At 73.7% G+C, this 12937-nt stretch carries 11 protein-coding genes; 3 read left to right on the top strand and 8 right to left on the bottom strand.

What is annotated here, in order from left to right; all coding sequences use genetic code 11:
* Positions 1–38: 38 nt before the first annotated feature.
* From ACIBK6_RS34500 to rimP, 8 genes are all read right to left on the bottom strand, one after another.
* Positions 39–3614 carry a trypsin-like peptidase domain-containing protein gene (locus ACIBK6_RS34500; protein WP_399056101.1) on the bottom strand — a complete coding sequence of 1192 codons (3576 nt, stop codon included), beginning with the start codon at positions 3612–3614 and terminating at the stop codon, positions 39–41.
* Between the two features lie 192 nt (positions 3615–3806).
* Complete coding sequence (gene truB, locus ACIBK6_RS34505; RefSeq protein ID WP_399056103.1) at positions 3807–4712, bottom strand: tRNA pseudouridine(55) synthase TruB; 906 nt, start codon at positions 4710–4712, stop codon at positions 3807–3809.
* Positions 4709–5152, bottom strand: coding sequence for a 30S ribosome-binding factor RbfA (rbfA, locus tag ACIBK6_RS34510; RefSeq protein WP_399056105.1), 444 nt, complete (start codon positions 5150–5152; stop codon positions 4709–4711). Before rbfA ends, truB begins: the two co-directional genes overlap by 4 nt.
* Positions 5153–5185: 33 nt before the next feature.
* Positions 5186–5479: a DUF503 domain-containing protein gene (locus tag ACIBK6_RS34515; protein WP_399056107.1), complete on the bottom strand. Its 294-nt coding sequence runs from the start codon at positions 5477–5479 to the stop codon at positions 5186–5188.
* 154 nt (positions 5480–5633) lie between these two features.
* Positions 5634–8753 (bottom strand): translation initiation factor IF-2, encoded by a 3120-nt coding sequence (gene infB, locus ACIBK6_RS34520; RefSeq protein WP_399056109.1) that lies wholly within the window; start codon positions 8751–8753, stop codon positions 5634–5636.
* Between the two features lie 148 nt (positions 8754–8901).
* Entirely contained in the window at positions 8902–9180 is a 279-nt protein-coding gene (locus tag ACIBK6_RS34525; RefSeq protein ID WP_399056111.1) for a YlxR family protein, read from the bottom strand.
* A gap of 106 nt (positions 9181–9286) precedes the next feature.
* Complete coding sequence (gene nusA / locus ACIBK6_RS34530; protein ID WP_399056113.1) at positions 9287–10285, bottom strand: transcription termination factor NusA; 999 nt, start codon at positions 10283–10285, stop codon at positions 9287–9289.
* A 2-nt stretch (positions 10286–10287) separates the two neighbouring features.
* Entirely contained in the window at positions 10288–10806 is a 519-nt protein-coding gene (gene rimP, locus ACIBK6_RS34535) for a ribosome maturation factor RimP (protein WP_399056115.1), read from the bottom strand.
* Between the two features lie 191 nt (positions 10807–10997).
* Here rimP and ACIBK6_RS34540 point away from each other — a divergent pair, with 191 nt between their 5' ends.
* Genes ACIBK6_RS34540 through ACIBK6_RS34550 form a run of 3 tightly spaced genes read left to right on the top strand, consistent with a single transcriptional unit; the run spans position 10998 to position 12889 of the window.
* Complete coding sequence (locus ACIBK6_RS34540; protein WP_399056118.1) at positions 10998–11525, top strand: hypothetical protein; 528 nt, start codon at positions 10998–11000, stop codon at positions 11523–11525.
* Positions 11522–11971, top strand: coding sequence for a ferritin-like domain-containing protein (locus ACIBK6_RS34545; RefSeq protein WP_399056120.1), 450 nt, complete (start codon positions 11522–11524; stop codon positions 11969–11971). The genes ACIBK6_RS34540 and ACIBK6_RS34545 overlap by 4 nt, the downstream gene beginning before the upstream one ends.
* Before the next feature lie 18 nt (positions 11972–11989).
* Positions 11990–12889: an aminoglycoside phosphotransferase family protein gene (locus ACIBK6_RS34550; protein ID WP_399056122.1), complete on the top strand. Its 900-nt coding sequence runs from the start codon at positions 11990–11992 to the stop codon at positions 12887–12889.
* The last annotated feature ends 48 nt before the right edge of the window (positions 12890–12937 follow it).

Consider the following 12937-nt stretch of genomic DNA (forward strand, 5'->3'; position numbering starts at 1 on the left):
CGCTCCTCGAACCCGTGTACGTCGTTGACCCTTACGCGTCATGCAGGTCTAAGACTGCCATGCCCGGTGGCCGGGGATGGCATCGGCATGGGACTGCCCAGCGTCTCCACCGCGCGACGGGCGCTCGGCCCGACCACCACCGACCACTCCTGCGGCGCCTGGACCAGCCATCCCGCGACCTGCGCGGCAAAGCCCGGGACCTCCTCGCACAGCTCGACCAGGCGCCGGTCGAACGCGGCCGCGCCCTCGGTCGTGCGGACGAAGAGCAGCCCGGTGCGGTGGACGAGGTCGCGGGTGCGCGCCTCGGCCCGCTGCCCGGAACCGGCGGCCGCGGCGCCGAGCAGCGCGTCCAGTACGGCCGGATCGCACGATTGGTACCGCTCGCCTTCGAGGAGTACGTCCAGGAGCTCGGCGCGCAGCGGGCGCGAGGCGCCGGTGCCGGGCGCGGCGAGGACCGGGGCGAGGGCGCGGCGGACCAGGTGGGCGCGGCCCCGCAGCAGACTGGTGACCATGGGGAAGAGGACCGCGCGGGCCGCCGGTCCGTATTCCAGGCGCCGCTCCACGAAGGCGGCCGCGTGCACCGCGCCCTCGGGGTGGTGCTCCACGTGGTCCCGGACGAGGGCCGCGGCCCGGCGGGCCAGCGCCGGGGTGTTGATCCCGGCGAGCGCGTCGATGACCTCGGCCGCCGCTTCGCCGGGCCCCTCCAGCCTCGTCCGGAAGGCCGCCAGAACGGGTTCGGGGTGGGTGTCGAGGGCGGTGACGAGCGCGGCCGCGGGGAGCGCGGGGTCCCCGGCCGCGTACCCGGCGAGCGCCTTGTCCAGGTGGCGGCCGCGGGTGTGCGGGTCGCGGACGAGCAGGGCGAGCGCGGCCCCGTGCAGGGGCGCGTCCCCGGGGCGGGCGAGCAGCGCGAGGGCCGCGTAGCGGAGCAGGTCGCGGTCGGCGGGGGTGTCGGCGCGGGGGGCGACCCGCGGTCCGTAGGTGGCGGCGGCGGCCCGCCGCTCGGGCCGGTCGTCGTGGGCCCAGCGGTCCACGGCCCGGCAGAGCGCGGACGGCTCGTCCTCGGCGAGGGCGGTGAGCAGTTCGTCGGCGCGGACGTGCGCGGTGGCCACGAGGGCCTCGGTCAGATCGTCGACGGCCAGCGCCCGGCGCGCGTACAGCAGGGCCTGCGCGGCCCGTGCGACGGTGGGCCGCACATCGGATCCGGGCGGCTCGGGCAGCGGCCGCTCGTCGGTGAACCAGCGGCACAGCAGCGGCTGTACGGTTCTGGGCTCGACGGTGAGCCGCCGGTCCACCGCGTCCAGGTACCGCCGGCGGCCCGGCTCCGCGCCGGGCACCCCGTCGGCGGGCACCAGGCGGCGCAGCAGTTCGAGCCTGCGGTCCTCGCCCATCCGCAGCCGCATCCAGAACCAGGGCCCGAACTCCCCGAGCCCGCCCAGATGCTGCGGTCCCCCGTCCCGCAGGGACCGCCCGCTGATGCGGTCCGCGAGCAGCCGGAGCACCTCCAGGTAGGGGCGTACGTCCGGCACCCGGAGCAGGGTTTCGGCGAGCAGCCGGACCGCCCACCACTGGGCGTCCACGAGCCGGGCGGGGTCGGCTCCGGGCGTGGGCGGCCGGTCGAGGGCATCCACCAACTCCTTGAGTTTCAGGGCGAGTTGGGTGGACCCCTGGTGGCTGCCGAGCAGCAGCATCGCCTGCAGGACGGGCCCGATGCGGTGCCGCGGCACCGGCAGGGAGCGGGCGGCGGGGGCGGCCCCGGAGCCCGGCGGGGGCGGCACCTGCCCGCCGGGCACGGCGCCGACGGCGGGCCGCGCGGGGAGCCGCATCACGGTCTGCGGATCGCCCTCCTCGTACCAGCGGTGCACCTGCGCGTACAGGGCGGCGTCGAGGTCGAGGTGGGCGGCCTGCAGCCAGTCGGCGAGTTCCTCGTGCGCGAAGCGGTAGCCGGTGCCGGCCGGCACGAGCAGCCCCTCCGTCAGCACCGCCGACGCCGATCCGGTGCGCCACGGGAAGATCTCCTCGAACGACTCCCGGTCCAGCTCGCCCTGGCCGGGGCCCAGACAGCGCCGGGCCGCCTCGTGCACCTGCCCGGCGACGCGGACCGCGAGCCGCCGCACCGCGCTCGCGCGCACCGGTGGGCGCGCGGCGGCGGCGATGCGTACCGCGATGCGCAGGCACATCAGGTCCAGATGGGCCGAGAAGACGTCCTCGCGGTCCGGTTTTCCCGCGACCTCGCCGGGCAGCGCGGCGCGGACCTCGGCGAGCAGTCCGAGGGTGAGCGGGTGGCGGGTGTCGGGCTCGGCGAGCGCGCCGTCCGGGATGCCGTAGCGTTCGCGGGCCCGCGCGGCCTCCTTGCGCCCGAGGTCGCCGACGCGCACGCCGTCCGGCAGCCGGGGCAGCCGGGCCGGATGCAGTACGCCCTGCGGATAGTGCGCGCCGGCCTGCTCCCAGTGCTCGGGGCGGCAGGCGACGACCATCCGCACCCCGGCCGCCCGCAGCCACCCGGCCGTTCCCGCACTCCATTCGGCGAGCCGGTGGGCGAGGACGGGCGGCATCTCCTCGGGCCCGTCGAGCAGGACGAGCAGCGGCCGGCCGGCCTCGCGGGCGAGGCGTGCCACCCGGTCGGGGGTGGCCGGGTCCAGGTCGCCGGGCGCCGGGGAGGTGGCGAGGATCCGCCCGGCCTGGCGCAGCGCGCGGGCCACGGCGTCGGCCACCGAAGTGTCGTCGGCGCGCAGGTCGGCGCCGCGCAGCCAGAGGGTCGGGGCGGGTTCGGCGCCGCCGGCCCGCCGCCCGGCGAACGCGGCGAGTTCGGTGGTGCGCCCGGTCCCGGGGTCCCCGACGAGCCCGAGCACCAGCGCGTCGCCCGCGCAGAACGCGTCCAACTCCTTGACGGTGGAGTGCCGTTCGACGGGGTCCTGCCACCCGCTGGGCCCGCCGGCCGACCCCACGGAGGTGGCGGTGAGCTGGAGCGCCCCCGCCAGGTTCAGGTCGCGGCCGTAGGCGGGCACGGTGGCGGCGTTGCGCCGCAGCAGTTCGGCGAGCGGTCCCTCCTCGGCGCGCAGCGGCACCGCGAACCCGCAGGTGTGGTGGGCGGCGTGCAGCGCGGTGCCGACCACCCCGATGACCGCCCCGGTGACGGCGTCGACGACCGGCCCCCCGCTGGCCTCCCCGCCGAGCCGCATGGCTTCGCTGCCGTCGGTGCCGATCGCCAACTCCAGTACGCCGCCCAGGAGATGGAAGCGGTCGGTGGCGGTATAGGTGACGACGGACGTGCCGAGCACCCGCGCCTCGCGCCACCCGTGCGCCGCGACCCGTACATAAGTGCCCGCGCCGATCGCGTCGCGCGCGGCGATGGGCAGCGGCCGCACCCCGAGCCCGTCGGTACGGACCAGCGCGAGGCCCGCCCCGGGCAGCGGGGTGAGGTCGTCCGCCTCGGCCAGCCAGGTCCGCTCGCGGGCGGCGTGCAGCACCACGCGGCTCAGTCCGTCGACGGCTTCGTGGCTGGTGACGACGGTCCCCCGGGCGTCGGCGACGAACCCGGTGCCCCGGGTCCGCCCCGCCAGATCGCAGATCCGTACGAGCGTGTCCCGGTCCTCTCCCCCAGCCCCGCGTCCCATGTCCGAAACGGTAGTTCTGGGGTGATCCGCCCGAGAAGAACGCCTGCCGAAAGCGCCCCCGCACGCTCCCGTGGTTCACTCCGAGCGCCTGCTCGAAGGGGTGAATCCCCCGGACCGGGCGGATAGACCCCTTGCGAGGGGGATCGTGGAGCGGGCCGGCCCGCCCGCTCCACGGTGGGCTCCGCGGAGCGCTCAGCCGAACACGGCGAGGCTCTTGGCCTTGCCCTTCTGGTTCTCCACCAGCGCGAGGAAGGTGCCCTGGGGCCCGAACACCCCGACCGGCTTCCCGGCCTCGTACTCGTCGGGCATGTCGAGGCGGACGCCGTTGAGCAGCAGCCCGCCGCGGCGTGCGTCGACGTCCCAGCGCGCGAAGGCGGCGGCCGCGGCCTCCGCGACCGGCATCACGGTGAGCGACTCCTGGAGCTGGTCCAGGGTGCGGGCCGCGTCGAGCCCGTACGGGCCGACCCGGGTGCGGCGCAGCGCGGTGAGGTGGCCGCCGACGCCGAGCCCCGCCCCGAGGTCACGGGCGAGTGCGCGGATGTAGGTGCCGGAGGAGCAGACCACGGAGACGACCAGGTCGACCACGGCGGTGCCGTCCTCGGCGACCGCCTCGCGGACGTCGTACACGCGGAAGGAGGAGACGGTCACCGGACGGGCCGGAATCTCGAACTCCTCGCCGCCGCGCACCCGCGCGTAGGACCGCTTGCCGTCGATCTTGATCGCGGAGACCTTGGACGGCACCTGCATGATGTCGCCGGTCAGCGCGGCGACCCCCGCGTCGATGCCCTCGCGGGTCACCTTGGAGGCGTCGGTGGACGAGATGATCTCGCCCTCGGCGTCGTCCGTGATGGTGTCCTGGCCGAGCCGGATCGTACCGAGGTACTCCTTCTCGGTCAGGGCGAGGTGGCCGAGCAGTTTGGTGGCCCGCTCCACGCCCAGGACGAGCACACCGGTCGCCATCGGGTCGAGGGTGCCCGCGTGGCCCACGCGGCGGGTCCTGGCGATGCCGCGCATCTTGGCCACGACGTCGTGCGAAGTGAAGCCCGACGGCTTGTCGACAATGACCAGGCCGTCGGGCGTCTTTGCTGCGCTGCTCATGCGGAGGCGTCGTCCTCGTCGCCGGGCTTCTTGTACGGGTCGGCGTCACCGGCGAACTTGGCGCCCGAGGACACCTCGCGCACCGCGGCGTCCGAGGCCCGCGCCTTGTCGAGGAGGTCCTCGATGGTCTTGGCGTTCTCGGGCAGCGCGTCCGCGATGAACGTCAGGGTGGGCGTGAACTTGGTCCCGGCGGCGGCGCCGACCGCGGAGCGCAGGATGCCCTTGGCGCTCTGAAGGCCGGCCGCGGCCGCCGCCCGCTCCTCGTCGTCCCCGTAGACCGTGTAGAAGACCGTGGCCTCCCGCAGGTCGCCGGTGACCCGGGTGTCCGTGATGGTCACGTGCGTTCCGAGGCGCGGGTCCTTGATACCCCGCAGCAGCTTCTCGGCCACCACCTCCCGGATGAGGTCCGCCAGCTTCTTCGCCCGCGCGTTGTCGGCCACTGGTCCTTCTCCTTCTCAAGCCTTGCTCAGTGTTCAGTCTTCGTCGCTGTGGAGCCTGCGTCTCACCGAGAGCAGCTCCACCTCGGGGCGGGCGGCGACGAGCCGCTCGCACCGGTCGAGCACGTCTGTGAGGTGCCCCGTGTCCCCGGAGACCACCGCCAGGCCGATCTGGGCCCTGCGGTGCAGGTCCTGGTCGCCGACTTCCGCCACGCTCACCGCGTACTTGCGCTGGAGTTCGGCGACTATCGGCCGGACGACGGAGCGTTTCTCCTTCAACGACCGTACGTCGCCGAGGAGCAGATCGAAGGACAGCGTCCCCACATACATGGATGTCCGGATGTCCCGCCGGTCCGGGTTAGAGGACCCCGCCAAAGACTTGGCAGGGACATCAGAACCGTACCGGAACGGCCGGGGCCGATCGACGGAAATAATCTTCCCGCCGATCGGCCCCGACTGCTGAGGTACGGGTCAGCCTCGCGGACTAGCCGCGCGGCTTCTCGCGCATCTCGTACGTCGCGATGACGTCGTCGATCTTGATGTCGTTGAAGTTTCCGAGGTTGATACCACCCTCGAAGCCCTCGCGGATCTCGGTGACGTCGTCCTTGAAGCGGCGCAGACCGGAGATGTTGAGGTTCTCCGCGATGACCTTGCCATCGCGCAGCAGGCGCGCCTTGGTGTTGCGCTTGACCTCGCCGGAGCGGACAAGCACACCGGCGATGTTGCCCAGCTTGGACGAGCGGAAGATCTCGCGGATCTCCGCCGTACCGAGCTCGACCTCTTCGTACTCCGGCTTGAGCATGCCCTTGAGGGCCGCCTCGATCTCCTCGATGGCCTGATAGATCACCGAGTAGTACCGGACGTCGACACCCTCGCGCTCCGCCATCTGCGCCGCGCGGCCCGCGGCGCGGACGTTGAAGCCGATGACGATGGCGTCGGAGCCGGTCGCCAGGTTGATGTCGGACTCGGTGACCGCACCCACACCGCGGTGCAGGACGCGGATGTCGACCTCGTCGCCGACGTCGAGCTGGAGCAGCGAGGCTTCGAGGGCCTCCACCGAACCGGACGCGTCGCCCTTGATGATGAGGTTGAGTTCCTGCACCAGACCGGCCTTGAGGGCCTCGTCCAGGTTCTCCAGGGAGAACCGCACGCCCTTGCGGGCGAAGCGGACGTTGCGCTCACGGGCGGCACGCTTCTCGGCGATCTGACGGGCCGTACGGTCCTCGTCGACGACCAGGAAGTTGTCGCCGGCGCCCGGGACGTTGGTGAGACCGAGGACGAGGACCGGGGTCGAGGGACCCGCCTCTTCCACGTTCTCGCCCTTGTCGTCGAGCATCGCGCGGACTCGGCCGTACGCGTCGCCGACCACCATCGTGTCGCCGACCCGCAGGGTGCCTCGCTGGACCAGGACGGTCGCGACGGCGCCGCGGCCGCGGTCGAGGTGGGACTCGATCGCGATGCCCTGCGCGTCCTGCTCCGGGTTGGCCCGCAGGTCGAGCGAGGCGTCGGCGGTGAGGACGACGGCCTCCAGGAGGGACTCGATGTTGAGGCCCTGCTTGGCGGAGATGTCGACGAACATCGTGTCGCCGCCGTACTCCTCGGCCACCAGACCGAACTCGGTGAGCTGACCGCGCACCTTGGTCGGGTCCGCGCCCTCGACGTCGATCTTGTTGACCGCGACCACGATCGGCACGTCGGCCGCCTTGGCGTGGTTCAGCGCCTCGATCGTCTGGGGCATCACACCGTCGTTCGCCGCCACCACGAGGATCGCGATGTCGGTGGACTTCGCACCACGGGCACGCATGGCGGTGAACGCCTCGTGACCCGGGGTGTCGATGAAGGTGATCCTGCGGTCCTCGCCGTTGACCTCGGTGGCGACCTGGTACGCACCGATGTGCTGCGTGATGCCGCCGGCCTCGCCCGCGACGACGTTCGTCTTGCGGATCGCGTCCAGGAGGCGGGTCTTGCCGTGGTCGACGTGACCCATGACGGTCACGACCGGCGGACGCGCGACGAGGAACTCCTCGCCGCCCTCGTCCTCGCCGAACTCGATGTCGAAGGACTCCAGCAGCTCGCGGTCCTCCTCCTCGGGGCTGACGATCTCGAGGATGTAGTTCATCTCATCCGCGAGGAGCTTCAGCGTCTCGTCGGAGACGGACTGCGTGGCGGTGACCATCTCGCCGAGGTTCATCATCACGGCGACGAGCGACGCCGGGTTGGCGTTGATCTTCTCCGCGAAGTCGGTCAGCGAGGCACCGCGCGACAGGCGGACGGACTGTCCGTTGCCGCGGGGCAGCATGACGCCGCCCACCGACGGGGCCTGCATGGCCTCGTACTCCTGGCGCCTCTGGCGCTTGGACTTGCGGCCACGACGGGCGGGCCCGCCGGGACGGCCGAACGCACCCTGCGTGCCACCGCGGCCACCGGGGCCACCGGGACGGCCCTGGAATCCGGGACGACCGCCGAAGCCGCCGCCACCACCACCGGGAGCGCCGCCACCCGGACGGGGGCCGCCGAAGCCGCCACCGCCACCGGGACGACCGCCGCCACCGGGACCCGCCGGACGGCCGGCGAAGCCGCCGCCGCCACCGGGACGACCGGCACCGCCGCCGCCACCGGGACGGCCACCGGGGCCACCCGGACGGCCGCCGGGGCCGCCGCCGGGACGCGGTGCGGCAGCGGGACGCTGCGGCATCATGCCCGGGTTCGGACGGTTACCGCCCGGAGCACCACCCGGACGCGGGGCGCCGCCCTGCGGACGGGGCATGCCGCCCGGGCTCGGACGGCCGCCGCCCTGACCCTGCGGACGCGGGGCGCCGCCGGGGCCGCCCTGCGGACGCGGGGCACCGGGAACGGCACGGTCGCCGCCGGGACGCGGGGCGCCGCCGCCGGGACGGGGCGCCTGCGGGCGCGCCATGCCGGTGGAGCCACCCGAGGTGAAGGGGTTGTTGCCGGGGCGCGGACCGGCCGGACGGGCACCGCCCGGTCGGGGGGCACCCTGACCCGCGGGGCGGGCCGGACGGTCGCCGCCACGGCCACCGTCGCGCTGGCCGCCGTCACGCTGACCGGCCGGAGCCGGACGGGCAGCGGCGGGACGGGGGCCGGGGGTGGCACCGGCGGGACGCGGGGCCTGGGGCGCCGCGGGCTGGGCCGGGGCCGGCGCCGAGAACTCGGCGGCGGGCACCGGGGTGACCGGGGCCGGCTTGGCCGGGGCGGGCTTCGGACCCGGGCGGGGGCCCGAGGCGGCCGGAGCCGGAGAAGAGGGGGTGCTGCTCGCCGGGGCGACCGGGGTGACCGGGGCCGCAGGCGCGGCGGGGGCCGGCTTGGGGGCCGGGGCGCCGGGCTTCGGGGCAGCGGGACGTGCCGCGGCGGGCGCCGCGGGCTTTGCGGGCGCGGCCTTGCGAGGCGCGCCGGGCTTGGCAGCGGACTTGCCGGCGTTGCCGCCGGGCCCCTGCAGTGCGTCAGTCAACTTGCGTACAACCGGCGCCTCGATCGTCGAGGACGCCGAACGGACGAATTCACCGAGTTCTTGGAGCTTGGCCATGACGACCTTGCTCTCCACCCCGAACTCCTTGGCGAGTTCGTATACCCGGACCTTAGCCACTTCGCTCCTTTTAGGTCCGGGTTACCGCCGGACCGTCGCTACTTCATGGGCGTACTCATCGCGTACTCATCGAGTGCTCATCGCAATCTCGACCTACTTCCAACTCGCGAGGTACCTGACCGCACGGGATTCCGTGCCGTACTTCTTCTTACGTTGCTGCCTGCTCGACGTATTCCCGCAGTACCGCGGTGTCGAGCGCTTCCTGGGCCCTGAGGGCCCTGGAGAACGCCCGGCGGCGGACCGCCAGATCGAGACAGACCGAGGCAGGATGCACATAAGCACCCCGGCCGGGCAGCGTACCGCGCGGATCGGGGGCGCAAGCACCCTCGACCGCCACGATGCGCAGCAGATCGCTCTTGGCCGCTCGCTCCCGGCATCCCACGCAGGTTCGCTCAGGGCAGGCGCGGGCGTGCGTCCGGCCAGACACGTTTAAGTCTACCTCCCCGCACCGACCTCACCCGTTGGGGGCAAAAATCGAACGGTTGTTGTCCAGAAAGCCCACCCTGCCCCCAGAACAGGGGCAGGGCCAGTGGTTATTCCCCGGAGTCCCGGGCGGGCTGCTCGGTGTCCGGGCGGATGTCGATGCGCCAGCCGGTGAGGCGGGCGGCGAGCCGGGCGTTCTGCCCTTCCTTGCCGATGGCCAGCGAGAGCTGGTAGTCCGGCACGGTCACCCGGGCGGAACGGGCCGCCAGGTCCACGACCTCGACCTTGGAGACCCGGGCCGGGGACAGCGCGTTGGCCACCATCTCCGCCGGGTCGTCCGACCAGTCGACGATGTCGATCTTCTCGCCGTGCAGCTCGGCCATGACGTTGCGCACCCGGCCGCCCATCGGGCCGATGCAGGCGCCCTTGGCGTTCAGGCCGCTGCGCGTCGAGCGCACCGCGATCTTGGTGCGGTGACCGGCCTCGCGGGCGATCGCCGAGATCTCCACCGAACCGTCGGCGATCTCCGGGACCTCCAGCGCGAACAGCTTCTTGACCAGGTTCGGGTGGGTGCGCGACAGCGTCACGGACGGACCGCGCACGCCCTTCGCCACCCGTACGACGTACGTGCGAAGGCGCAGCCCGTGCGTGTACTCCTCGCCCGGCACCTGCTCCTGCACCGGGAGCATGGCCTCCATCTTGCCGATGTCGACCAGTACGTTCTTCGGGTCCTTGCCCTGCTGGACGACGCCGGTGATGACGTCGCCCTCGCGTCCGGCGAACTCACCGAAGGTGATGTCGTCCTCGGCGTCGCGCAGCCGCTGCAGGATGACCTGCTTGGCGGTGCTCGCCGCGATCCGGCCGAAGTCGGACGGGGTGTCGTCGAACTCCTTGGCCTCCTGGCCCTCTTCGAGGTCGGCCGGGTCTTCCTTCGCCCACACCGTGACATGACCGTTCTCACGGTCGAGCTTCACGCGCGCACGCCGGAAGCTGCCCTCGGTGCGGTGGTAGGCGATGAGGAGCGCCGACTCGATCGCCTCGACCAGCAGGTCGAAGGAGATCTCCTTCTCCCGGACCAGACCCCGCAGGGCACTCATGTCGATGTCCACGGCTACGCCTCCTCTTCGTTGTCAACGTCGTTCTTGATGTCTTTGTCTTTGCGGTTGAACTCGATCTCGACCCGCGCCTTGGCGATCTCCGAGAACGCGATCCGGCGGGCGGTGGGCTTGCGCCCCTTCACGCCCGGGATCTCGGCGTCGATGCCTTCGTCGTCGGCCTTGAGGATCCGCGCGACCAGTTCGCCGCCGTCGTGCAGGTGCAGCCTGGCGAGCCGTCCGGTGGCGCGCACGTAGTGGCGCAGTTCGGTGAGCGGGCGCTCGGCGCCCGGAGACGTCACTTCGAGGACGTACTCCTCGTCGCCCATCGCATCGTTCTGGTCGAGCAGTTCGGAGACGGCCCGGCTCAGCTCCGCGCAGGCGTCCAGCTCCACGCCCTCGTCCGAGTCGACCACGATCCGCAGCACGCGACGGCGGCCCGCCCGGGACACCTCGATCTCCTCGAGGTCCAGATCCTCCGCGCTGACGAGCGGTTCAAGGAGACCGCGCAGCCTGTCGCTCTGGGTCGTGCTCATCCGGGTGACTCCTCGGCCGCGTCTGCTGTTGTGGGGATCGTCGCGTACGGCGGCCGTCATCGAACCGCCGCCGTCAGGTCAAAGGGTATCCGGTCCCGGGGGGTGTTGCCGTCCACGGCCCGGCGCCCGCGGGTACGCTCGCCTGCGGTGATCACTCGGTCACCGGCGGACCGGCACACAGGGAGACGCACGTGCGGCATACGGGGACCACGCGAAGGCGGGTGCTGGCCGTGACGGGTGCGGCGGCCGCCGGGCTGCTGGCCGGCTGCTCGGGCAGCGCGTCCGACGGCGGCAGGCGTGCACCCGGGGCGCGTGAGGCCGCGGCCCGCGCGGAGGCGGCGCTGCGCGCCCGCACCTCGGCCGCGAGCCGGACGCTCGTCGCACAGTACGACGCGGTCCTCGCGATGCACCCCGCGCTGCGCCCACGCCTCGCGCCCCTGCGCGACCAGGCGGCCCAGCACACCACCGCCCTCGACCCCACGCCCTCCCCCTCCCCCGCTCCGTCTGTCTCTCCCGCTCCCTCCTCGACGCCCGAGATCTCGCCGGTTCCGGCCGACGCCGACGAGGCCGTCAAAGAGCTCGCGGACGCCGAACGGCGCACCTCCGACGCCCAGTTGGCGGCCCTGGCCACCGCGCCGCCGGAGCTGGCCCGCCTGCTCGCCTCGGTGTCGGCGTCCGGCGCCGGGCACGCGTATCTGCTCGCCGGAGGTGCCCAGTGACCGCCCAACCGCTGGACGCGGCACAGGCCGCGCTGGCCGCCGAACACGCCGCGGTGTACGGGTACGGGGTGCTCGGCGGCCGGCTCGCCGACGCCCGCGCCGGCCAGGCCCGCGAGGCCTACGCCGCCCACCGCTCCCGCCGCGACTCCCTCGCCCGTACGGTGCGCGACCTGGGCGGATCGCCGGTGGCCGCGGCCGCGGCGTACGCCCTGCCGTTCGCCGTGCCGGACGCCGCGTCGGCGCTGCGGCTCGCCGCGGAGCTTGAGGACCGGGTCGCGGGCGTCTACTCCGATCTCGTGCGGGCCGCCGAGGGGCCGCTGCGCCAGGAGGCGGCCGCCGCCCTGCGGGAGGCCGCGGTGCGGGCCGTGCGCTGGCGGGGCGGCAGCGTAGCCTTTCCTGGGCTCGCGGAACGCCCGAGCGCACCGGTTCCACCAGCTAGTACCTGAGCAAGGGGCACAACACGCATGGCTTTCGAACCGCCTGAGCGGCTGGTCCGCGCGCTCGGCGAGACGTACGGGGACGAGCTGGCCGGGCCCTGGCTCGACCGGCTGCCCGAACTGGCCGAGGAGTCGGCGGCCCGCCGCGGTCTCACGGTCGACCGGGTGCAGGCTCCCGGCGGCCGCTCCAGCCTGGTCGCCCTCGTACACCGTCCGGACGGCAGCCCGGCCGCGCTCAAGGTCGCCCCGGACTTCGCCCGTCCCGATCTGGAGCGCGCGGCCCTGGCGCACTGGAACGGCTGGGGCGCGGCGCAGTTGCTGGACGACGAGGTGTCCGACGGCGCGCTGCTCCTGGAGCGGCTGCACCCCGAGGTGTCGCTGCGCTCGCTGCCCGAGGCGAAGGCGCTCCTGGAGGCGGCCGGCACGGTGCGGCGCCTGTGGGTGGAGCCGCCGGGCGGCCACGCTTTCGAGACGGTGGCCGAGCGCTCCGAGCGCCAGTCCGCGCCGATGCGGGCGCCGCAGGACCCCGAACTCGCCCCGCTCGTCTCGGCCGCGCTCGCGGCCCGCGACGAACTGGCGTCCGCCGCCGCCGAGTCGGTCCTGCTGCACGGCAACTTCCGTCAGAGCAAGGTGCTTTCGGGCGAGCGGGCGCCGTGGCTGACGGTGGGGCCGGAGCCGCTGGTGGGTGAACGGGCCTATGACCTGGCGCGGTTGGTCCGCGACCGGGTGGAGGACCTGATCGCGGCACCGAGCGGGGCGTCCGCGGCCCGCCGCCGCGTCAGCAAACTGGCCGACTCGCTGGATGTCGACCCCGTACGGCTGCACGGCTGGACCCTGTTCCGAGCGGTCGAGTCCGGCCTGCGCGCCCGAGCGGCGGGCCGCCACCAGGACGCGGAACTCCTGCTGGAGTTCGCGGGCTGGCTGTAGCCGCCGAACAAAGCAAGGCCCCGCCCCCTGGAATCCACCGAGGGGACG

The sequence above is a fragment of the Streptomyces sp. NPDC050485 genome (genome assembly GCF_044458185.1).
Lineage (GTDB): Bacteria > Actinomycetota > Actinomycetes > Streptomycetales > Streptomycetaceae > Streptomyces.